Genomic DNA, 20,498 nt, shown 5'->3' with positions numbered 1-20,498 from the left:
CTATGTCTGTTCTTGACCCTACCTATTTTGTTCGCGTATGCCTATAGTAATTGGAAGACTATGGACTTCGCCGGTGAGACAGTCCGCGTTCTTCATGTCGACGACAATTCGGACCTCGTGGACGTGACGGCGACGGTACTCGAACACGAGGACGACCGATTGTGTATCGAGACCGCGACGAGTGTCGATTCGGCGATAGAGCGACTCTCCGTGGAGCGATTCGACTGTATCGTCTCGGACTACGACATGCCGGGCCAGAACGGAATCGAGTTCCTCGAAACCGTTCGTGAGGACCACGGTGACCTCCCATTCATCCTCTACACCGGGAAAGGCTCCGAGGAGATCGCGAGCGACGCGATCTCTGCTGGCGTGACCGACTACCTCCAGAAGGGCTCGGGCACCGAGCAGTACAAACTGCTCGCGAACCGGATCTGCAACGCCGTCGGCGCACGCAGGTCCCGGCGAGAACTCGACGAGCGAACCCGGCGATTGGAGTCGCTCATCAGCAGCCTTCCGGGGATGGTCTATCGCCGCCTCAACGCACCTGATTGGCCGATGGAAACCGTCGAGGGCGAGATCGAACCGCTCACCGGCTACACGGCTGCAGACTTCGAAACCGGGGAGGTTGCCTGGGGTGACGTGCTCCATCCGGAGGAGCGCGACCGGATCTGGGAGACAGTCCAGGACGCGCTCGCGGCTCAGGACGAGTTCGAGGTGACCTATCGGATTATCACTAACAATGGCACCGAGAAGTGGATGTGGGAACACGGACACCGAGTACCGGGGGAAGCGGACGAACCGGACGCACTAGAGGGCTTCATCATGGATATCACCGACCTCCGGGAGCGAGAGCGTAAACTGGAGCGATACAAGCGGATGGTAAACACGATGCCGGAATCGGCCTGCATCTACGACACGGAGGGGCGGTTCGACCTCGTCAATGAGTATCTAGCGTCGTTCTACGGATCGACGAGAGAGGAACTGGAAGGGGAACCGAGCAGCCTCCTGCCGAAAATCCGGAGCGAGTACGAAGGAGACCCCTACCAGGACCTAATCGACGGTGAACGCGACGAACTCCGCGGGGAGGTGAGCGGCGAGTTCCCCGGACACGGATACGAGGTGCTGGAGTACCGGCTCACGCCGCTTGTGATCGATGGGACGGTCGAGGGCGTGGTCGGTGTCACCCGCGAAGTGACCGAGCAGCGGGAACACGAGATGGAAATCGCCAGGCAGCGGTCGGTTCTCAAAGCACAGCAGGAGGCGGTGATCGACGGGATACTCGTCGTCGACGAAGACGATACCATCGTCTCTTACAACGAACGGTTCGTCGATATGTGGGACATCCCGCGGGACATTGTCGAACGTGGCGACGAGGAAGTCGCTCTGGGGTGGGCAATGGAGCAAGTCGCCGAACCGGAGGCGTTTCGCGTGGATGTCGAGGCACTGTATGAACACCCCGAGATGACTGCCAGAGACGAACTCGAACTCGCCGACGGTCGCGTGTTCGACCGCTATACGGCACCCGTCATTGCCGAGGACGGGACGCGGTTCGGTCGGCTGTGGACCTTTCGAGACATCACGGACCTGACGGAGCAAAAACGGGAGTTGGCCCGGCAAAACGAGCGCCTCGAAGAGTTTGCTGGTGTCGTCTCTCATGATCTTCAAAATCCGCTACAGGTGGCTCGCAGCCGACTAATGCTCGCTCGCGAGGAGTGTGACAGTGTGCATCTGGACTCGCTCGATAACGCGCTCCAGCGGATGAACGACATCGCCGACAATGTCCTCAGGCTGGCCCGCGAGGGAGTCGATATCGAGGTGACAGAGCCCGTCGATTTCCGGGAGACGACCGACGCCGCCTGGAAGATCGTCGCGGACGGCGACGAAGCCGCCGAGCTACGGTATGCGGCCGACGGGAACCGGGAGTGGATCGTCGAGGCCGACAGCGACCGACTGTCGGGCCTGTTCGAGAACCTCTTCGGGAATGCGATTGAACACGGCGGCCCGGGGGTAACCGTTACGGTCGGCCTCCTCGACGACGGGACGGGGTTCTACGTGTCCGACGACGGCCCGGGTATCCCCGCCGACGAGCGCGAGAAGGTGTTCGAGGCGGGCTACTCGACCGCCGAGGACGGGACCGGCTTCGGGCTCCGGATCGCCAGACAGATCGCCGAAATCCACGGCTGGGAGATCCGCGTCACCGACAGCGAGGACGGGGGCGCTCGGTTCGAAATCACCGGTGTCGAGTTTCCCGAGTGACGCATCCGTTGTGACGCTATGGCACTCCCTGTCGGAACCGTTGTGAACCAACACGCGTCCGGTCGCCGTCGGCAGGCAATCGGTTTGGTACCCGTTCCGACTGTTGCTATCGCCGTTTGTTCCGGCTGCAAAGCGTCGCCAGAACGAGGCAGCCGACAGCGACGCGTTACAGGTCCTTGTTCTCGAAGACGTAGTAGCCGGCGACCAGCGGGACGACCAGCCATAGCAGGAGGTAGCCGATAACTGCGACAGTGCTGTACTGGGGCGGCAAGGCGGCGTTGGTACACTCGGCACCGGTCTGTGTCACCTCGAGTGTTCCACCCAGCATCTCCTCACACGTCACCTGCGGACTCGACGTGAGCAGGAGTCGCGACCGGATCGGCGTCCCCTGCAAGACCTCCTGAACGAGTGTGCGGTACGCTGCGATAGGGCTCAGGAGCGAAACGAACAGTTCGACGTGGAGCTGGGTCACTTCACCGATGTTCGCGTGGTCCGATAGCAGATTTCCGAGGCCTGCCCCGAGGTTCGACCAGAACACTTGCAGGTAGACGTAAATCCCGAGCGACGCTGCCATCGCCCGGCGTGCGGTTTTCAGCGCCGCCGAGAGGCCGATTGCGAACGCCGTGAACACGACCCCATATACCATCGTCGCGAGTGCGAACAGCAGGAACGACTCCCACGCGATTTCGATCTCCGAGGGGAGTATCACTAGTAGCGTCGTCAGGAGCCCGACTGTGACCGGAATGAGCGTGATCGCGCTCCGGCCGACAAACTTGCCGGCGAGCAGTTCGCCGCGCGTGTACGGGAGCGACAGCAGTATCTTCAGTGAGCCGCGCTCGCTCTCCCGGGCGATTGCGGCGTAGCCGATGACGATGGCGACCGCGGGGAGCAGCGGCGCTGCGATCGGGAGTGCGAACCGGACGTAGGCATCCGTCGTCAGCGATGCGCCGGCCTCAGCGAACTGTTGGCCGATGTTGAAATACAGGCCCAGCAGTGCCGGGAGCGCGAAGAGGACGATGAAAATAAACGAGAGCACCCAGATCCACGGCGAACGGACCGTGTCGCGGAACTCCTTTTTGGAGATCGGGTACCAGTCGGCGAACTCGGAGTTCTTGATACTCGTATCTACGTCGCCGAGGAACCGCTTGATGGGGTTCTGTTCGGCGCTCATGCGTCGACCTCCGCCTGTTCTTGTTCCTGTTGCTCGGTGTAGGCGGCGAACACTTCATCGAGCGAGGTCTCCTCGGTCTCGAAGTTGGCGACCTCGCTCCCGCTTTCCTCGACAGCGTTGAGCACGGCCATCTTCGCGTCGCTGTCACAGCCGACGGTGAGCGTCGTTCCGTCTGCGGTCACCGTCGACACCTCGTCGAGCCCCTCGATAGCCGCGACCGCGGCGTCGGTGCCGTCGCCGTCGGCAAGCGTCACGCGGAGGACGGTGTCCCCGGCGGCGGCCTCGCGCAGCCCGGCGACGCTGTCTTTCGCGATGAGGCGGCCGTCCTGGAGGATGCCGACCGTGTCACAGACGGCCTCGACCTGGCCGAGGATGTGACTGGAGAAGAAGACGGTCGCGCCGCGCTCGTTCTCCTCGCGGATGAGTTCCCGCATCAGGCGGGCTCCGTTGGGGTCCAGCCCGGTCGTTGGCTCGTCGAGGATGAGTAGGTCGGGCTCGCCAACGAGCGCCATTGCCAAGACGAGGCGCTGTTGCATCCCCTTGGAGTAGCCGCCGGCCTTGCGGTCGATAGCGTCGGCGATGCCGACTCGTTCAGCCAGTTCGTCGGCGTCCTCGTCGGCGTCTTTCGACTCGATGACAAAGGAGAGGTGCTGCCGACCGGTGAGCCGGTCGTACACGTCGTAGCCTTCGGGGAGGACTCCAGTGCGGGCACGGATTCGCTTCGGTTCTTCGTGGATGTCGTGGCCGAGCACCGTCGCCGACCCGTCGGTCGCGCGGACGAAATCCAGGAGGATGTTGATCGTCGTCGACTTCCCGGCCCCGTTCGGGCCGAGGAAGCCGAAGATTTCGCCCTCCTCGACGGTGAGGTCGACCCCTTGCAGCGCGGTGAGGCTTCCGAACTGCTTGGTGACGCCATCCAGTTCTATCGCTGCCATACCGCGCGTTTGTGACGGCCGCGTGTATAGTCTTTCGTGTTCCAGTTATCAATCAAAAAACTCGATAGACGGGCCGTAGCTGTCGAAACGCTCGCTTACACTTCGGCGTCGGGGTCGTGGCGCTCGGCCATCCGCTGGGCCTCTGTGGCGTATCGTTCCCGCGTCTCCTCGTCGTTGACGGGTTCGAGCCGCTCGGGTTCGACGTCGGTGGCTGCCGTGATCCGCTTGCGCCTGAGCAGGTTCGGCGAGAGTTGCTTGGTCAGGTGGCGGTCGCCCTCCGGGGGCGCGTAGATGAGCGTCACCATCCGCTCGTCGCCGAAACTGGAGCGTTCGACCAGCCAGCACTGGACCGTCTCCTCGTCGTCAGTCATTGCTGTGTCGTTTGCGTGCCGGCGGTTTATATCTTACAACCCCCGCTCGAACCGCCGTTACCGGGTTACGTTCAACCCTTGCTCAATGCTTGCGGTGAACTCCTCGTCGATGTCGACTGCAGTCCCGGCGTTCCGAACCGTGTTCGTCGCCACTACGCCCGCGTCGCCCGACCGGAGCCGGATGCCGGCCGCCGACGCGTCGCTGACGGTGTTGCCAGTAATCGTGAAACTGAACGGTCGCTCCTCGGCCCGTGCGTCAGTGTTGTCCGCATCTGCCGGTACTGTTCGAGCGAGGATGCCGACCGGGCAGTTGTCGACCTGATTGCCCGAGATGGTGATGTCGGACGACCGGGCTTCGGGGGTCCCGGCCACCTCGTCTCGGAGGTGGGTCTCCTTGTACTCGATTTCGATGCCCGCCTCGCCGCCGGGGTCGGGTGCGAACTCGGTCAGGTCCCGACAGACGTTTCCGACGATAGTTCCGCGCTGGGCCGGCGAGCAGGCGATGAGGCTGTGGCCGCCGTCGACGGCGACGTTGCCCACGACGGCGAAGTTCGAGACGTTGTACGGGGCGATGTTGTTGAACTTCACGCCGACGACGCGGTTTCCGGCGATGACAACGTCGCTGGACTGCCGGAGGTCCCGGTCGCTGCCGGTCGGGGCGGCCCGGCTGGTGATGCCGTACCAGTTCGGGTTGATGACCTCGTTGTGCTCGACCGTCACGCCGGTACACCGCGTGAACGACAGCGCCATCTGGAAGCCGTTCACCGTTCGGTTGCGGGCGATGTAAACGCCGTCGCACTCGTCAGCCTGAACGGCCTGGTTGTCCAGTTGCGTTCCGTTGGCGTCGAATTCGATGCCAGTGACGGCAGTATTGTCACCACGCACGCGAACGATGTCGTGGCCGGCCGGCAGCGGGTTCGACTGGGACTCCGACGGCGCGGGGTCCTCGCCCGTTCCCGTCTGTGACGCGACGAAGCGGGTCCCCTGCTGGCCGGTCAGCGCGGTGTTGTCGCCCATCGTCGCTGGCCCACCAAAGCGGAAGGTGTCGGCGCTAGCGATAACGGCCCCGCCGCTGTCCGGGACGTTGTCGAAGGCATACTGGAATGCCTCATCGGCAGTACCGCCGGTCGAGAACGCGACGCTGCCGCCGGCAGCAAGGACACGATACTCCGTCCCGTTTCCGCTGCCGTTCCCGTTTGATTGGCCCGCTCCCGTCGTGACGAGGTACAGCGCTCCCGCCCCTGACAGTCCAGCCCCCGTCTGTGCCTGCCCGTCGCCGCTGAATAGTCCGATACCTGCTGCAGCACCGATACTCGACAGCACGGACCGACGTGACGCCTGCCAGCCCGACTGTCGTGACCCAGTACCGGTGCCGCTCCTGTCAATGGTCATGCATGCATGGCTGCCCGGTCGCTCGCAATAACCGCTTATAATAGCTGTCTGAACCGTACGTATTCGTCAATACCTGAACTGTACGGCCTAGCTAACGCCGATTAGTGAATCTCTGGATGTCTATTTGCTGTCGATGTGGCGCTCCAGACGATAGAACGAGACGCCAGGTCTCACCGTCCCCGCCGCTGACAGCAGATTTATGCCGACAGCGCCGGGACGATACGGTAATCCGACGTGGGCTCCGACGACTCGCCGTTCGACGACGTATCGGCAGACCGGGATTACCTCCGTGTCCTCCTCACCGCCGTGTGTGTCGTGGCCGTGGTGCTGGCAGCGGCGACGCTCCCGATTCTGGCACCTGGTGGGACACAGAGCCCGCTAGAGTCTCTTGTCCCGCTCCCGCAGGAGAACCCGTTCGGGGAGGCTGGCGGGACCGCAGCCGGCGGCAGCGGCGGCCAACTCGGCGCGCTGAACCCGGGGAGCCAGACCGATGTCGGGGGCTCGATTGGCGGCGACGGCAGCCCGTATCAGTCACAGGAGACAGACCCGCATTTCACCGTCACGAGTTCTGAGCCGGCGTATTGGCGGACCGGCGCGTACGAGACGTACACCGGTACGGGGTGGGACGGACGCGCGGACCCGCAGGCCTACGAGGGGCCGATGGCGGTCGACGGGATGGCCGACACGACGGTCGACTACGAGGTGCGACTGGCCAAGTCCGCCACGTCACTGCCGACCGTCTGGCGGCCGAAATCGGTGTCCCGTGACGACGTAATGGTCACCGAGTACGGCGCGGTCACGTCCGAGCGACCGCTCCCTGCCGGAACGACATACAGCGCGACAAGCGTGACACCTCCCGACGACCCGGAAGTGCTGCGGACGAGCGGCCGGGACTACCCCGATACCGTGGAATCGCGATACACGGGCGTCCCGGCGTCGACCTCGGCACAGGTGGGGCCGTTCACCGACCGGCTGACCGAGGACAGCGACTCGCCGTACGAGACGGCGGCGACCATCGAGCGGTGGCTAGAGGCGAACAAGAACTACTCGCTGAACGTCAGTCAGCCGCCCGAGGACGACGTGGCCTCGGAGTTCATTTTCCAGATGGACGAGGGGTACTGCGAGTACTTCGCTACGTCGATGGTGGTGATGCTGCGGAGTCAGGACATCCCGGCGCGCTACGTCGTCGGCTACTCGACCGGCGAGCGGACCGGCCAGAACCAGTACACCGTTCGCGGCATGAACGCCCACGCGTGGGTCGAGGTGTACTTCGAGGATGTCGGCTGGGTGAAGTTTGACCCGACGCCGGGGCAGGAGCGCCTGGCGTCCGAACAGCAGGCGATGCAAAACAGTAGCCAGGACTACAGCGCTGCCGAGTCCGGAAGCCCTGACGAGGAGTTCGCCGTCGGGACGCCGACGGACGAGCCACAGACCGAAGCCCCGACTGGCGGGGCTGGGCAGGAATCTGACAGCGGCGGAACCGAGGGCACTGAGACGGGTACAGACGGGACCGGTGAGAACGACGGCACCGGCGACTCGGGCGACGGACAGACGGTCTCGCAGTCCGGCGAGTTCGTCATCGAACTCAACCGGACGGCGACGCCGGGCGCGGCGGTTGCTGCGACGGTGACCCGTGACGGCGCACCGGTCGAGGGAGCCAACGTGTACTTCAACGGTGAGCGGGTGGGCACGACGGGGCCGGACGGCACCGTTTCCGGGACGGTTCCCTACGAAGCCGAACTGACGATCACTGTCGATGCATCCGGTGACACGGATTCGCTCGTCGCTCCGTCGGTCCCGCGTGACAGCACTCGCGCCTTCGCTGTGACCGGCCCGCAGGCCCAGCAGTCGACGAATGCGAGCTACGAACTGAACACGACCGCGTCGGTGAGCATCACCGGCGAACAGGTCACCGGCGGCGAGGTAACTGTCACCGCGACCGTCGACGGTGTGCCGGTGCGGGACGGCGATGTCTTGCTCAATGGCGAGCAGACGGCGACGACGGACCGGCAGGGGCGGGCAACGGTCGTACTCCCGACCGAACCCGGCAACGTCTCGGTTGCCGTCGAGCGCGACGCCGTCAGCGGTAACACGACTGTCGTACTCGAACGGCTTTCCGTAGCAACGTCGCCGTCGCTCCCACTGGCCTTCCCCGTCGCTGGCCAGACGGTGAACGCGACGATGGGCGGGGACCCGGTCACGAACGCCACAGTTACACTCGGCGGCGAGCCGACGGCACGGACCGGCGCGGCCGGTCAGGTGACGGTCAGGATGCCGCTCGCGGCCAGTGCCACGATTACGGTCTCGAAGTACGGCCAGACGGCCACGACGACCGTCAGCGGCCTGTTCGTCAACGCCGCGGGCGTCGTGCTGGGTTTCGGCGTTCTCCTCGCCGGGACGGTTGTCGGCGCTCGACGGCAGAACGTCACGCCGGGGACGATATGGGAATGGATACGGGCCGCACGCGAACTCGCCGTCGGGGCGCTTGTCGGCGTTGCGGTGGTTACCGATGATCTGCTGGGTCGTTTCCGAACGCGACTCGGACTCACTGCCACGGCGCTCCGTGACCTGCTTACCGGGCACCGGTCGCCGGCGGCGCTGCTCGAAGCGTTGCGAGCGTGGCTCACTGACCGCCTTGCAGCAGCCGAAGACGCAGCCAGCGATGCGGCAGCAGCGGTCTCCACAACTGAATCAAACGGTGGCAACGGAACGCCTGCGGCTCGCGTCACCATCCGCGAGGCGTGGACGCGCTTCCTGACCCACGTTTCCCTTCGGCGGTACTGGACGCGGACGCCCGGCGAAATCGCGACCCACGCCATCGAACGCGACGGCCTCCCGCCGGCCGCGGTTCGGACGGTCCGGGACGCCTTCCGGGCGGTCGAGTACGGCCAGCGGGACCCACAGGAGCACGTCGCGGCCGTTGAGGACGCCATCCGGCACATCGAGGCGGCCGCCGGGCAACAGTCCAGCGCGACCAACGATACTGACGATGCGACGGAGAGGCGGGCCTGATGCGCCTACGAACGGTCGTTTTCGGGACTGTGGGGCTGCTGGCAACCGCGGTCGCGGCCTCCCTTGTTTTCGCACCGACGGCCGCTGGCGAGTCGCTGGTCGCCGTGTTCGGTAACGTTGCCCCGACGACCGCCCTCCTCGCCGGAAGTCTGACCGTTGGGCTCTATGCGGTCCTCGCCGGCTGGCTCGGTGGTGGCTCATCGACCGCCTTCGACGTGGCCGTCGACAGTCCGCCGGAAGACGTGACAGCGACGGAGAGACGGATATTCGCTGCTGACATCGATACGGCCATCGACGACGCCGTCGCTGGCGACGACGCGGCGATGGACACGGTTACCGAACGCCTCACCGCGGCAGCGACGACGGCCTATGCTATCGGAGCCGGTGTCTCGCAGGCGTCCGCCCACCAGGCAGTGCGTGCTGGGACGTGGACCGACGACGCCGTCGCGGCGGCGCTGCTCGCTCCGGACGAACCGCAGTCGCTGCTGGCCCGGCTCCGTCTATGGCTTGACCCGGAGAGCGAGCGCCGCCGCCGCATCCGCCGGACGGTCGATGCTATCGAGCAGGTGTCCGGAGGTGAGCGCTGACGATGCACCGCCGCGTGCGGCGCTGGAGCGGCGGCCTCGCGGCCGCGCTGTTTCTCGTTAGCGTCTCGCTGTTGACTGCCGAGCCGCTGTTGCTCGCGGCGACCGCAATCCCGCTCATATACGTGGCTTACGGTGCGCTCTCGCGGCTACCGGCGGGAACCGACTTGCAAGCAGCTCGGTCCGTTTCTGACGCACAGCCGACGCCGGGCGAGCCGGTCGCGGTTGAACTCACCCTCACAAACACTGGTAGCAGTTCGCTGACCGATGTACGGGTCATCGACGGCGTGCCCGAGGAACTGGCCGTCGTTGAGGGGTCGCCGCGGCTCTGTACGTCGCTACGGCCCGACGAGAGCGCGACGCTATCTTACGCCGTGATGGCAAAGCGCGGGACCTACACGTTCGACACCGCCGCGGTGCGGGTGCGGACGCTGTCGGCCAGCGACGAGGTGACCGTCGACCTGCCCGTGGCCGGCGACGGGTCCCTGACCTGCTCGAACACCGTCTCCGAGGTGCCGATGGCCGACGCGACGCTCCCGCGGGCGGGCACACTTCCGACCGACACCGGCGGAAGCGGGCTTGAGTTCCACTCGACGCGGAGCTACCAGCCCGGTGACCCGGTCAACCGCATCGATTGGCGGCGCTACGCCAAGACCGACGAACTGACGACTATCGACTATCGGGAGGAACAGGCCGTCAGAACGGTGTTGGTCGTGGATGCGCGGCCGCCGGCCCACGTGACGCCGGAGCCGGGATTCCCGACTGGAGCCGAACTATCGGCTTACGCCGCCGAGCGTCTGTTCGATGCGCTCTCCCGGACCAGCGTCGTCGCGAGCGTCTGTGCCGTCGGATTGGCCGAAGCGGATGTCCCCGGCGGCCTCGGTCCCGACGGGCTGGCGTGGGTCGACGCTTCGGGCGGTCACGCGGCCGCCCACGCGAGGCAGGTGTTCGACAGCGTGGGCCGCGCCGCGGCCCGGCAGTCAGACACCGACACGGCCGATGACGCTGATGCGTCTGAGGACGAGTCCCCACAGCAGCCTCGGGGCGAAGCTGCGAGGGTGACGACGGCCGACGGCGGCACCATCGAGGACCCGGACCTGCTCGCCGTGCTCGCTCGGCTCCCGCCGACCGCGCAGGTAGTCGTGTTCTCGCCGGCCGCCGACGACTGGCCCGTCTCGCTGGTGTCGTCACTCGCGGTCCGCGATTACCCGACGACGCTCGTGAGTCCGTCGCTGGCCCGCGGGGATTCGCTCGGTGCGGCTGTCGCGAGCACCGAACGCGCCGCTCGCCTCCAGCGGGCCGAACTGTCCGGCGCGACCGTCATCGACTGGGACCTCGACAGCCCCATCGACGTGGCGCTGCGGGCCTCGCTCGCGGACCTGTTCAGCGTGTAACCATGGACGACCACACCACACTCTCGACCCGGATGCCCCGGACCAGCCTCGCTATCGTCGTCGGCGTGACAGCGCTGCTGGTCGCGGGACTGCTGGGAACCGTCTCCGCCAACCGGGCAGCCCTCGTCGGTACGGCGACCGGCGTCGTGCTGGCGCTATCGCTGTGGCTGAGCGGCTGGGACCGCTGGCAGGCGGTCGGGACCGTACTGGCCAGTGTCCTCGCACTCCCAGTCGCCGTCGGGCTTTCCGTCGCCACCGGTGGGACGGTCGTCTCGCTCGGTGCCGAACTGTTCCCTGCAGCCTCGCAGGCCGCCATCCGACCGGCGGTCGTCACGCTGCTGTCGCAGGTGTTCGTCGTCCTGGGCTGTTTGACCGCTGTCTTCGGCGCGACCGCGGCCACCCGCGGCGTCGTCGACACTGAGCGGGTCGAGACCTACGGCGGCGTCGTCGTGCGGACGACCGTTGTTCCGTTCGCCGTTGCCCTCGTGCTGTTCACGCGGGGTGCCGTCGACTTCTTGCAGTCAAACGCCGGGACTCCGGGTGTCCAGCAACTGACCGGCGAGGCCCTCACTCGGGTGCTGGGGCCGGTGTTCGACCCGGTCCCTGGGCGAACGCATATCGCTATCTTCAGCCTGTTGCTCGCCCTCGCCGCCGCGGCGCTGGCCCGGGGCGTCGATTCTCTACCGCTGGCCGAACTCGTCCCGGAGACGAGCGACGCGCCCGACCTCGGCGGGACCGTCGACGCCGTCGAGCGGACGCTGCGGTGGACGGGGCGGCTCGCCCTGCTGGTCGCTCCGGTCGCCGGCCTGTTCGAACTCGGCCTCGGCCAGGAGTCTATGGCCGCGTTGCTCCCGCGTGTCCTGTACGACTTCATCGTCGCAGTCACGGCCGCCCCGGGCCTCCGTGGCCTCCTCTGGTGGCTGTTCCTCAGCGGGACGGCCGTTTCGGTCGCTGTCTGGTTCCTCCGGCGGACGGTTCAGAGTTCGGCCGACCGTGTCGGGACCGTCCTCGCGCCCTACGTTGGCGGCGGTGTCATCACGCTCGGCGTGGTTGCAGTCGCGGGGCCGGCAGTCGATGCCATCGAGACGGCGCTTCGGACGACGCCGGCCGCCGCGGCCGTCGAACAGCTCTTCGTTCCGATACTGGACGTGTACGGCCCAGAGACAGTCACGCTGGCACTGGCCGTCGTAGCGCTGTTTTTCGTCGTCGGCGCAGTTGGACAGCTCTGGGTGGCGCTGGCGACAAGCTACCTCCGCGAACGGACGGCGGGCGTCACGCTCGCCGCCGCCGGGTTGTTCGGTGCGAGCGCTTTTGCTGCGACGCTCGACCCTCCGACGTGGCTGGTGCTCGTGGGGCTGATCGGTGCGGTCGTCGTCTGGGACGCCGGTTCCTTCGGGATGACGCTGGGACACGAAGTCGGTACCGGGGCCGCGACGCGCCGCACCGAGATCGTCCACACCGGTGGAACCGTCGCGGTCGGCGGCGTCGGCGCGGCGGCGACACTGGGCTTCTCCAGCGTCGCTCGTGGTTCTATTGCTGTCGAGCCGTCAGTCGCCGTGGCAGGCCTCGTAGTCTGTATCGTCGCCGTGCTGGCGCTGGTGGCTGCGATACGGTAGCGACCGCTGGAGCGCCTGTGCCACCGGGCGGCCCCGAAACGCTCAGGGGCTGACGGCCGGCACCTCGACGCGGTCCAGCACGTCGTCGACGACGGTCACCGGGTCGACGCCGCGGACGCCCGCGTCGGCGGTCAGCACGAGTCGGTGGGCGAACGCCTCCTCGACGACGCTCTTCACGTCGTCCGGGACGGCGTAGTCGCGGCCGTCGAGGACCGCGGCGGCGCGGGTCGCCTCGAACAGCCGCTGGATGCCACGGGGCGAGACGCCGACGTCCACGCGGTCGTCCTCGCGGGTGGCGCGGCCGAGTTCGACGACGTAGTCCCGCAGCGTGCCGTCGACGGTAACCGATTCGACGGTCCGCTGCAGCGCCGGCAGCCGCTCTCCGTCGATGACGTTGGTGACGCTCGGGGCCTGGGCCGTACGGTCGGCCCGCCGGTCGATGAGTTCGCGCTCGCCGCCGAAGTCGGGGTAGCCCATCGACGTTTTGACGATGAAGCGGTCCCGCTGGGCCTCGGGCAGGCCGAAGGTACCCTCCTGCTCAACGGGGTTCTGTGTGGCGATGACGAAGAACGGTTCGGGCAGGTCGTGGGTCACGCCGTCGACGGTCACCTGTTTCTCGCCCATCGCCTCCAGCAGCGCGGCCTGGGTCTTGGGTGGGGCGCGGTTGATCTCATCGGCCAGCACGACGTTGGCGAAGACGGGGCCGGGCTGGAAGTCGAACTCGCCGGTGGCCTCGTTGAACACGTTCGAGCCGGTGATGTCGGACGGGAGCAGATCCGGCGTGAACTGCACCCGCTTGAACGAGAGGTCGAGCGCCGTCGCGAACGACTGGGCGGTGAGCGTCTTGCCCGTGCCCGGCACGTCCTCCAGCAGGACGTGCCCCCGAGCGAGGATCCCGGTCATAACGGTTTCGAGGAAGTGGTCGTCAGCGATGACGGCACTGCCGACGGCGTCGAGGATCTGTCGGCTGGTTCGTCCGGCAGTGTCGTGGTCCATACCGGCGTGTAGACAGCCACCGACAAATACCCTCTCCCTCGGTTCCGCCGGCAGGCGAACTGATTCCGTGTCATACCACCACAATAAGAGAGTATTGCCGTAACTCTGAGTTATAGATAGCTAGAGATATATGCATACCACACATGACTGACGACTACGGATTCGGGACGCGCTGTGTCCACGCCGGCCAGGAGGAGCCGGACCCGGCGACGGGGGCACGCGCGCCGCCCATCTATCAGACCTCGTCGTACGTCTTCGAGGACGCCGACACCGCGGCCGACCGGTACGCCCTAGATGACGACGGCAACGTCTACTCGCGGTTCGACAACCCGACAGTGCGGATGCTCGAAAACCGCATCGCGTCGCTGGAAAACGCCGTCGACGCCGTCGCGACGGGGTCGGGGATGGCTGCGCTCGACGCCGGGACGTTCGTCCTCGCGGCCAACGGCGACAACATCGTGACGGCCTCCTCTATCTACGGCGGAACGCACTCGTACTTCTCGAAGACCGCCAGCCGGCGGGGCATCGAGACGCGGTTCGTCGACACGCTCGACCCGGACGCCTACGCCGAGGCCATCGACGAGGACACGGCCTACGTCCACTTCGAGACCATCGGCAACCCCTCGCTGGTCACCCCGCCGATGGAGGAAATCGCAGAGGTGGCCCACGACCACGGCGTGCCCGTCTTCGTCGACAATACGTTCGGAACGCCGGCGCTCTGTAACCCGCTGGACCACGGTGTCGACCTCCTCTGGGAGTCGACGACGAAGTGGATCCACGGCTCCGGGACGACCGTCGGCGGCGTCCTCGTCGACGGCGGCTCCTTCCCCTGGGACGAGTATCCCAAGAAGTTCCCGGAGCTGGGCGGCGAGAACGAGGCCTTCGGCAAGAACTTCACCGATGCCTTCGGGGACCGCGCCTTCTCCGTCGCCGCCCGCCAGCGCGCGCTCCGCTCGCTTGGCGATGGTCAGAAGCCCTTCGACGCCTGGGCAACCCTCCAAGGTGCCGAGACGCTCTCCCTGCGGATGGACCGCCACTGCGAGAATGCGATGACCGTCGCACGGCACCTCGAAGACCACCCCGAGGTCGCCTGGGTCACCTATCCCGGACTGGAGAGCCACGAGACCCACGACCTGGCACAGCAGTACCTCTCCGGCGGATTTGGCGGCATCGTTACGTTCGGACTGGAAGCCGGCTACGACGCCGGCCGACGGTTCTGCGAGGAGACGGAGCTCGCCCAGTTCCTCGCCAACATCGGCGACGCCAAGACGCTGGTCATCCATCCGGCCTCGACCACTCACGCCCAACTCAGCGAGGAAGAACAGCGCGCCAGCGGCGTCACGCCGGACCTCCTCAGATTCAGCGTCGGCATCGAGGACCCCGAGGACATCATCGCAGACATCGACGCTACAATCGACCGCGTGACATGAACGTCGACCACGACACCGTCTCGCTCGGTGAGTTCGAGTTCGACTGCGGGGAGACGATTCCGGATCTGGAAATTACCTATGAGGCCTACGGGGAGTTCGACGGCGACAACGCGGTGCTGGTCTGTCACGCCCTGACCGGCAGCGCCCACGTCGCCGGCCGCGACCGGGTCGACAGTGCCGATCAGGCCCGCGCCTGGTGGGACGACATCGTCGGGCCGGGCAAGGCCATCGACACCACGGAGTACTACGTCGTCTGTGCGAACGTCCCGGGCTCCTGTTACGGCTCGACGGGACCGAAAAGCGAGAACCCGGAGACGGGTGAGCCCTACGGCACTGACTTCCCGCCGGTCACCGTCACAGACTGGACTGAAGCCCAGCGAGCACTCCTTGACGAACTCGGGATTCCGCACCTCCACGCCGTCGTCGGCGGCAGCGTCGGCGGCATGAACGTCTTGGAGTGGGCTAAGCGCCACCCGGACCACGTCGACCGTATCGTTCCCATCGCCGCGGCCGCGCGACTGGACACACAGTGCCTCTCGCTCGATGCCATCGCCCGGCGAGCCATCACGACCGACCCGAACTGGAACCAGGGCCACTACTACGGCGAGGACCAGGACCCGCCCAGCGACGGCCTGGCGCTGGCCCGCCAACTGGGCCACGTGATGTACCTCTCGAAGGCGTCGATGGAGCGGCGGTTCGGCCGCCGCGCCGCCGGCCGGGATGCCGTTCGCACGTTCCCGACTGACGCCGCGGGCGCGTTCTTCCCGTACCGCGACGTGGAGTCGTACCTCGATTACAACGCCGAGAAGTTCACCGAGCGCTTCGACGCCAACAGCTACCTCTACCTGACCCGTGCGATGGACAACTACGACCTCGCCGCCGGGTTCGAGTCCGACGCGAACGCACTGGCGGCCTTCGATGGCGACGCGCTGGTGATGTCCTTTACCGCCGACTGGCACTTCACCACCCAGCAGGCCGAGGCACTGGCCGACTCGCTTCGGGAGGCTGAGGCGAACGTCGCCCACCACGTCATCGACTCCGACCACGGCCACGACGCGTTTCTGGTCGAACCGGACAACGTCGGGCCACCGCTCGCGGACTTCCTCGATGCCGGCGTCGACGGCAACGCCGTCACCGACTCGGTTGTCGAGGACTCCCAGGAGAGCGACTTCGCGCCGGTCCACAACAGCCTGTTCTCGCGGTAGCGACGCAGGCGTCTCAGGGGCTGACTGGGCGATCTTCTCTCCCTCGGTCGGCTCGTTGATCATGCAATTCTCGGCTCACGCTAGCATTTAACACATCTCGGACCGACTAGCTCTATGTATGGCTGACATGACAACGAACATCGAAAGCGAGGAGTATTCGTTCGGACAGACGGTGTACGACGAGGACGGTAACGAACTCGGAACCATCCGCGGGTTCGACGAACACGGGTTCTACGTCACGGTCGAGGACGGCATCGAAGCGATGTCGAGCGAGCATCTCAGCGCCGGGGCCGCGGGCGAGGCCGAACTGATGTGGCGCTGCTGGGAATGCGGCGAAATGGGACAGATAGAGGACATCCCCGACGAATGCCCGTCCTGCAACGCGCCAAAAGAGGACATCTACTACTGGCAGGAAGATTGAGACGGCTCGGTGGCTGTCTGGAACCACCGACCGTATACGTGGCAGTGATTACGTCTGCTCGAATCGCTCTGCGACGGCCAGTCCGACTGTCTCCTGTACTGTCTCGGCGGCCGACGGCGGGAGCGAGAACCGGAGCGTCGTCCAGTCGAGTTCGAGAATCGCCCGTCCGTCCTCGTCACCGATGACGACGTACACCAGTGTCCCCCCATAGACTCGCGCCAGCGCGTCGAACGTCTCTGCCGTCATCGGCACCGTCCCAGTCGTGTGTGTATCGGTAGCCGAAACGTCGGTGTGGCCCGCGAGTGTCTCGACAGCAAACCGTTCGTGCTGGGGGGTGTCTCGCCGTCCGACACCGAGGTGGACGAACGCTTTTGCGGGGGATCGCGGTGACGCGTCCAGCACCGCTGCGAGCACGTCCAGCCCGACCGCCTCGTCGGGGTCGGCCAGTTCGAACCCACGCCTGGTTTCGTCTTCCGGCCAGGTCGGCCCCGGTTTGACGCCGCCACCGATGCCCTCCCACGCCGTGACGATTGTCTCGGTCAGTCGGTCGATACCGATTTCGTCGATGGCCCGAACTACTGCCTCGGCGTCGTCGGAGTCGCCCATACTCGTTGGTTCACCACTCACAGCCAAGTGCGTGCTGATTTCGCCTGCCGGTGATGGGTTTTTGTCCGGGCCGTCCCTGCTCGTCGGTATGGATATCGCCGTCGTCGGAGCCGGGAGCCTCGGCAGCCTCGTCGGTGGCCTGCTCGCCCGCGAACACGACGTGACGCTCGTGGGCCGCGAGCCACACGTGAGCGCCGTTACCGAGCGTGGCCTTTCCGTCGTCGGGACCGAGGAGTTTCGGGTCCACCCGAACGCACAGACGGTGGTGCCGGACCGTGCCGACCTCGCACTGGTGACGGTCAAGGCCTACGACACCGCCGCCGTTGCGACGGACCTCGCGGACTGCGCCCTCGACGCCTGTCTCTCGCTGCAGAACGGAATGGGCAACGAGTCGCAGTTGGCCGCCGAACTCGACTGTCCGGTGCTGGCAGGGACGTGCTCCTACGGCGCGCGACTTCGAGAGCCGGGTACCGTCGCGTTCACCGGCCGCGGCGAAATCGTGCTGGGGGACCGCAACGGCGGCCGGTCCGCAGTCGCCGACGATGTCGGAGCGGCGTTCCGTGCAGCGGGCATCGAGACGACCGTCGCGGCGGACATGCCGACCCGCCTTTGGGAGAAACTCGCGGTCAATGCCGGCATCAACGCGGTGACGGCGCTCGCCCGGGTGGAGAACGGCGCGCTGGCCGACCCGCCGGCCGACGCTATCGCCGCGGACGCCGCCCGTGAGACAGCTGCTGTTGCCCGCGAACAGGACATCGACCTCCCCGACGAGCGTGCGGTGTCGCTCGTCGAGCGTGTCGTCGATGACACCGCCGCCAATCACTCGTCGATGTATCAGGATATCTCGGCCGGTCAGCAAACCGAGATAGACGCCATCAACGGCTACGTCGTCGATACCGCGACGGAACCGGTGCCCGTGAACGAGACGCTTGCCGGGCTCGTCCGCACGTGGGAGCGCCATCGTGAGCGGTAGGGTCATCGGCACTCAATTCGAGGGCTGAGCGGGATATTGGCGGCTGAGGACGCTTTGGGAATGACACAACGACTAAATAAGTGTCACCTATGGTCTGTCACATGAGCGGAAAAATCGCCGTAGAGCGTCTTGAACCGCCACGTAGCGCTTTCCGTGAGACTAAGTCACATGACACAGTCTGGGGGACGTTGAAATGACAGCCGAGGACGCGAGCGGCAACCGCATCGTCGACTACGAACTGTTCGAGGTGCCGCCCCGCTGGCTCTTCCTCCGACTGGAGACGGCCGACGGCACCGTCGGCTGGGGCGAGCCCGTTGTTGAGGGACGGGCGCATACGGTGCGTGCGGGCGTCGAGGAACTGCTGGACAGCTATCTCGTTGGGAAGAACCCTGAGAACATTCAGGACCACTGGCAGGCGATGTATCGCGGTGGCTTCTACCGCGGCGGCCCGGTCTTGATGTCCGCTATCGCCGGCATCGACCAGGCGCTGTGGGACATCAAGGGCAAGCAACTCGGCGCGCCGGTCCACCAGCTACTTGGCGGCCAGGCCCGGGACCGGATTCGGGTGTACCAGTGGATCGGCGGCGACGAGCCATCCGACGTGGCCAGCGCCGCACAGGAGCAGGTCGACGCCGGGTTCACGGCGCTGAAGATGAACGCGACGCCCGAAATCGAGCGCGTCGACAACCCGGCGGCGGTCGAGGCCGCCGCGACTCGCCTCCGGGAGGTCAGAGAGGCCGTCGGTCCCGAGGTCGACATCGGCGTCGACTTCCACGGCCGCGTCACGAAGCCGATGGTCAAGCGCCTGGCGTCCGCGCTAGAGCCCCACGAGCCGATGTTCATCGAGGAGCCGGTGCTGCCAGAGCACAACGACGCGCTGCCGGCGCTCGCGGCCCACACCGACATTCCCATCGCGACCGGCGAGCGGATGTACTCGCGGTGGGACTACAAGGAGGTGTTCGAGGACGGCGCCGTCGACGTGATCCAGCCGGACCTCTCCCACGCCGGCGGCATCACCGAGGTGTACAAGATCGCGTCGATGGCCGAGGCCTACGACGTAGCGATGGCCCCCCATTGTCCGCTCGGTCCGGTCGCGCTGGCCTCGTGTGTGCAGGTCGATGCCTGCTCGCCCAACGCACTCATCCAGGAGCAGAGCATCAACATCCACTACAACGAGACGACGGACGTGCTGGACTACCTCGAAGACCCGTCCGTGTTCGACTACGAGGACGGGTTCGTCACCGTGCCCACCGACCCTGGCCTCGGAATCGACATCGACGAGGCGTTCCTCCGGGAACAGTCCCAACAGGAGGTCGACTGGCACAACCCGGTCTGGCGACACGACGACGGCAGCGTCGCCGAGTGGTAGCCGCAGCGGTGGTTCCCGTCACACTCCTCCGTCAGAAACCGTGTGAGTAGTAGTTCACACAGTAAAGGAAAGCGCTCATATCCCGCGCCCGATAGATATCTGTATGGCCTCCTCAACGTCGTGGAAGCGCGATTTCGCGAGCGGCCTTATTATCCTGTTGCCGCTTCTGGTGACAGCGTACGTCATTCTCTATCTCTACTCGATTCTCGCGTCCGCAGCGGTCATCGACGCCATCGACAGCCAGTTGCTGTCGGCGCTTGGACTCCCTTCGGGAGAGCCGTCTGTCGAACTCGCACGGGTGTTCACGACGCTGATCATTTTCGTCCTCATCGTGTTCTCCATCGGCTATCTGATGCGGACGGCCTTCGGGGACATCGTCGAACGGGCCATCGACGACGCGATGAACCACGTCCCCGGGCTCCGGGTGGTGTACAACGCCTCGAAGATGGCGGTCGAGACGGCTGTCGGGGGAACCGAAGACCTCCAAGCGCCGGTGAAACTCGAAGTGTGGGACGGGATGCGGATGACGGCGTTCAAAACGGGGCAGACGACTGACGACGGCCGTGACGTGCTCTTCCTGCCAACAGCGCCGAACATCACGACCGGCTACGTCGTTGAGGTCGAACCGCACCGCTACGAGGAAATCGATGAACGCGTCGAGGAAGCCCTGACACGCATCCTCAGTGCCGGCTTCGGCGACACCGACCGCAGCAACGCCACGCCGATACCGGTCGCGGACGAGGAAGAGATCGCGGACGATTAACAGC

17 protein-coding genes are annotated in these 20,498 nt (G+C 66.0%); 11 read left to right on the top strand and 6 right to left on the bottom strand.

What is annotated here, in order from left to right:
* Positions 1-60 precede the first annotated feature (60 nt).
* Entirely contained in the window at positions 61-2,256 is a 2,196-nt protein-coding gene (locus C444_RS16190) for a hybrid sensor histidine kinase/response regulator (protein WP_004594092.1), read from the top strand.
* Between the two features lie 166 nt (positions 2,257-2,422).
* Here C444_RS16190 and C444_RS16185 read toward each other — a convergent pair whose 3' ends face one another.
* The 4 genes from C444_RS16185 to C444_RS16170 form a co-directional block, all read right to left on the bottom strand.
* On the bottom strand, positions 2,423-3,427 hold the full coding sequence (locus C444_RS16185) for an ABC transporter permease (protein ID WP_004594091.1): 1,005 nt from the start codon (positions 3,425-3,427) through the stop codon (positions 2,423-2,425).
* A complete protein-coding gene (locus tag C444_RS16180; RefSeq protein ID WP_004594090.1) occupies positions 3,424-4,362 on the bottom strand; it encodes an ABC transporter ATP-binding protein in 939 nt (312 codons plus the stop codon). Before C444_RS16180 ends, C444_RS16185 begins: the two co-directional genes overlap by 4 nt.
* Before the next feature lie 95 nt (positions 4,363-4,457).
* Positions 4,458-4,733: a hypothetical protein gene (locus tag C444_RS16175; RefSeq protein ID WP_004594089.1), complete on the bottom strand. Its 276-nt coding sequence runs from the start codon at positions 4,731-4,733 to the stop codon at positions 4,458-4,460.
* A 57-nt stretch (positions 4,734-4,790) separates the two neighbouring features.
* On the bottom strand, positions 4,791-6,056 hold the full coding sequence (locus tag C444_RS16170) for a NosD domain-containing protein (protein ID WP_004594088.1): 1,266 nt from the start codon (positions 6,054-6,056) through the stop codon (positions 4,791-4,793).
* A gap of 303 nt (positions 6,057-6,359) precedes the next feature.
* Between C444_RS16170 and C444_RS16165 the strand changes: the two genes are divergently transcribed.
* From C444_RS16165 to C444_RS16150, 4 genes are read left to right on the top strand one after another with little or no spacing between them, the layout of a single operon-like run.
* Positions 6,360-9,137, top strand: coding sequence for a transglutaminase TgpA family protein (locus C444_RS16165; RefSeq protein ID WP_004594087.1), 2,778 nt, complete (start codon positions 6,360-6,362; stop codon positions 9,135-9,137).
* A complete protein-coding gene (locus tag C444_RS16160) occupies positions 9,137-9,724 on the top strand; it encodes a DUF7269 family protein (RefSeq protein WP_004594086.1) in 588 nt (195 codons plus the stop codon). Before C444_RS16165 ends, C444_RS16160 begins: the two co-directional genes overlap by 1 nt.
* 2 nt (positions 9,725-9,726) lie before the next feature.
* Complete coding sequence (locus C444_RS16155; protein ID WP_004594085.1) at positions 9,727-11,115, top strand: DUF58 domain-containing protein; 1,389 nt, start codon at positions 9,727-9,729, stop codon at positions 11,113-11,115.
* A gap of 2 nt (positions 11,116-11,117) precedes the next feature.
* The gene (locus C444_RS16150) at positions 11,118-12,731 is read left to right on the top strand and encodes a DUF7519 family protein (protein ID WP_004594084.1); all 1,614 of its coding nucleotides are present in this window, start codon (positions 11,118-11,120) and stop codon (positions 12,729-12,731) included.
* A gap of 42 nt (positions 12,732-12,773) precedes the next feature.
* Here the strand turns inward: C444_RS16150 and C444_RS16145 are convergent, their stop codons facing one another.
* Positions 12,774-13,727 (bottom strand): AAA family ATPase, encoded by a 954-nt coding sequence (locus tag C444_RS16145; protein WP_004594083.1) that lies wholly within the window; start codon positions 13,725-13,727, stop codon positions 12,774-12,776.
* Between the two features lie 143 nt (positions 13,728-13,870).
* Between C444_RS16145 and C444_RS16140 the strand changes: the two genes are divergently transcribed.
* From C444_RS16140 to C444_RS16130, 3 genes are all read left to right on the top strand, one after another.
* Positions 13,871-15,157 carry an O-acetylhomoserine aminocarboxypropyltransferase/cysteine synthase family protein gene (locus C444_RS16140; RefSeq protein ID WP_004594082.1) on the top strand — a complete coding sequence of 429 codons (1,287 nt, stop codon included), beginning with the start codon at positions 13,871-13,873 and terminating at the stop codon, positions 15,155-15,157.
* Positions 15,154-16,362: a homoserine O-acetyltransferase MetX gene (gene metX, locus C444_RS16135; protein ID WP_004594081.1), complete on the top strand. Its 1,209-nt coding sequence runs from the start codon at positions 15,154-15,156 to the stop codon at positions 16,360-16,362. Before C444_RS16140 ends, metX begins: the two co-directional genes overlap by 4 nt.
* 118 nt (positions 16,363-16,480) lie before the next feature.
* A complete protein-coding gene (locus C444_RS16130) occupies positions 16,481-16,783 on the top strand; it encodes a DUF7130 family rubredoxin-like protein (RefSeq protein WP_004594080.1) in 303 nt (100 codons plus the stop codon).
* Positions 16,784-16,831: 48 nt separating this feature from the next.
* On the opposite strand, the gene C444_RS16125 is transcribed toward C444_RS16130, so the two are convergent.
* On the bottom strand, positions 16,832-17,389 hold the full coding sequence (locus tag C444_RS16125) for a hypothetical protein (RefSeq protein WP_004594079.1): 558 nt from the start codon (positions 17,387-17,389) through the stop codon (positions 16,832-16,834).
* Between the two features lie 88 nt (positions 17,390-17,477).
* Between C444_RS16125 and C444_RS16120 the strand changes: the two genes are divergently transcribed.
* From C444_RS16120 to C444_RS16110, 3 genes are all read left to right on the top strand, one after another.
* Positions 17,478-18,362: a ketopantoate reductase family protein gene (locus C444_RS16120; RefSeq protein WP_004594078.1), complete on the top strand. Its 885-nt coding sequence runs from the start codon at positions 17,478-17,480 to the stop codon at positions 18,360-18,362.
* Between the two features lie 193 nt (positions 18,363-18,555).
* Positions 18,556-19,731, top strand: a complete 1,176-nt coding sequence (gene dgoD / locus C444_RS16115) for a galactonate dehydratase (protein ID WP_004594077.1) — start codon at positions 18,556-18,558, stop codon at positions 19,729-19,731.
* 103 nt (positions 19,732-19,834) lie between these two features.
* Entirely contained in the window at positions 19,835-20,494 is a 660-nt protein-coding gene (locus C444_RS16110) for a DUF502 domain-containing protein (RefSeq protein WP_004594076.1), read from the top strand.
* The last annotated feature ends 4 nt before the right edge of the window (positions 20,495-20,498 follow it).

Source organism: Haloarcula japonica DSM 6131 (genome assembly GCF_000336635.1).
Lineage (GTDB): Archaea > Halobacteriota > Halobacteria > Halobacteriales > Haloarculaceae > Haloarcula > Haloarcula japonica.
Note: the sequence above shows the minus strand (reverse complement) of the source record. Positions and strands in the feature narration are given on the sequence as shown.

Excerpts from the sequence above, each read along its gene's own strand:
- C444_RS16155 (WP_004594085.1), top strand. The coding sequence starts at position 9,727 with ATGCACCGCCGCGTGCGGCGCTGGAGCGGCGGCCTCGCGGCCGCGCTG.
- C444_RS16110 (WP_004594076.1), top strand. The coding sequence starts at position 19,835 with ATGGCCTCCTCAACGTCGTGGAAGCGCGATTTCGCGAGCGGCCTTATT.
- C444_RS16145 (WP_004594083.1), bottom strand. The coding sequence starts at position 13,727 with ATGGACCACGACACTGCCGGACGAACCAGCCGACAGATCCTCGACGCC.
- C444_RS16140 (WP_004594082.1), top strand. The coding sequence starts at position 13,871 with ATGACTGACGACTACGGATTCGGGACGCGCTGTGTCCACGCCGGCCAG.
- C444_RS16180 (WP_004594090.1), bottom strand. The coding sequence starts at position 4,362 with ATGGCAGCGATAGAACTGGATGGCGTCACCAAGCAGTTCGGAAGCCTC.
- C444_RS16125 (WP_004594079.1), bottom strand. The coding sequence starts at position 17,389 with ATGGGCGACTCCGACGACGCCGAGGCAGTAGTTCGGGCCATCGACGAA.
- C444_RS16130 (WP_004594080.1), top strand. The coding sequence starts at position 16,481 with ATGGCTGACATGACAACGAACATCGAAAGCGAGGAGTATTCGTTCGGA.
- C444_RS16175 (WP_004594089.1), bottom strand. The coding sequence starts at position 4,733 with ATGACTGACGACGAGGAGACGGTCCAGTGCTGGCTGGTCGAACGCTCC.
- C444_RS16190 (WP_004594092.1), top strand. The coding sequence starts at position 61 with ATGGACTTCGCCGGTGAGACAGTCCGCGTTCTTCATGTCGACGACAAT.
- metX (WP_004594081.1), top strand. The coding sequence starts at position 15,154 with ATGAACGTCGACCACGACACCGTCTCGCTCGGTGAGTTCGAGTTCGAC.
- dgoD (WP_004594077.1), top strand. The coding sequence starts at position 18,556 with ATGACAGCCGAGGACGCGAGCGGCAACCGCATCGTCGACTACGAACTG.
- C444_RS16185 (WP_004594091.1), bottom strand. The coding sequence starts at position 3,427 with ATGAGCGCCGAACAGAACCCCATCAAGCGGTTCCTCGGCGACGTAGAT.
- C444_RS16150 (WP_004594084.1), top strand. The coding sequence starts at position 11,118 with ATGGACGACCACACCACACTCTCGACCCGGATGCCCCGGACCAGCCTC.
- C444_RS16120 (WP_004594078.1), top strand. The coding sequence starts at position 17,478 with ATGGATATCGCCGTCGTCGGAGCCGGGAGCCTCGGCAGCCTCGTCGGT.
- C444_RS16160 (WP_004594086.1), top strand. The coding sequence starts at position 9,137 with ATGCGCCTACGAACGGTCGTTTTCGGGACTGTGGGGCTGCTGGCAACC.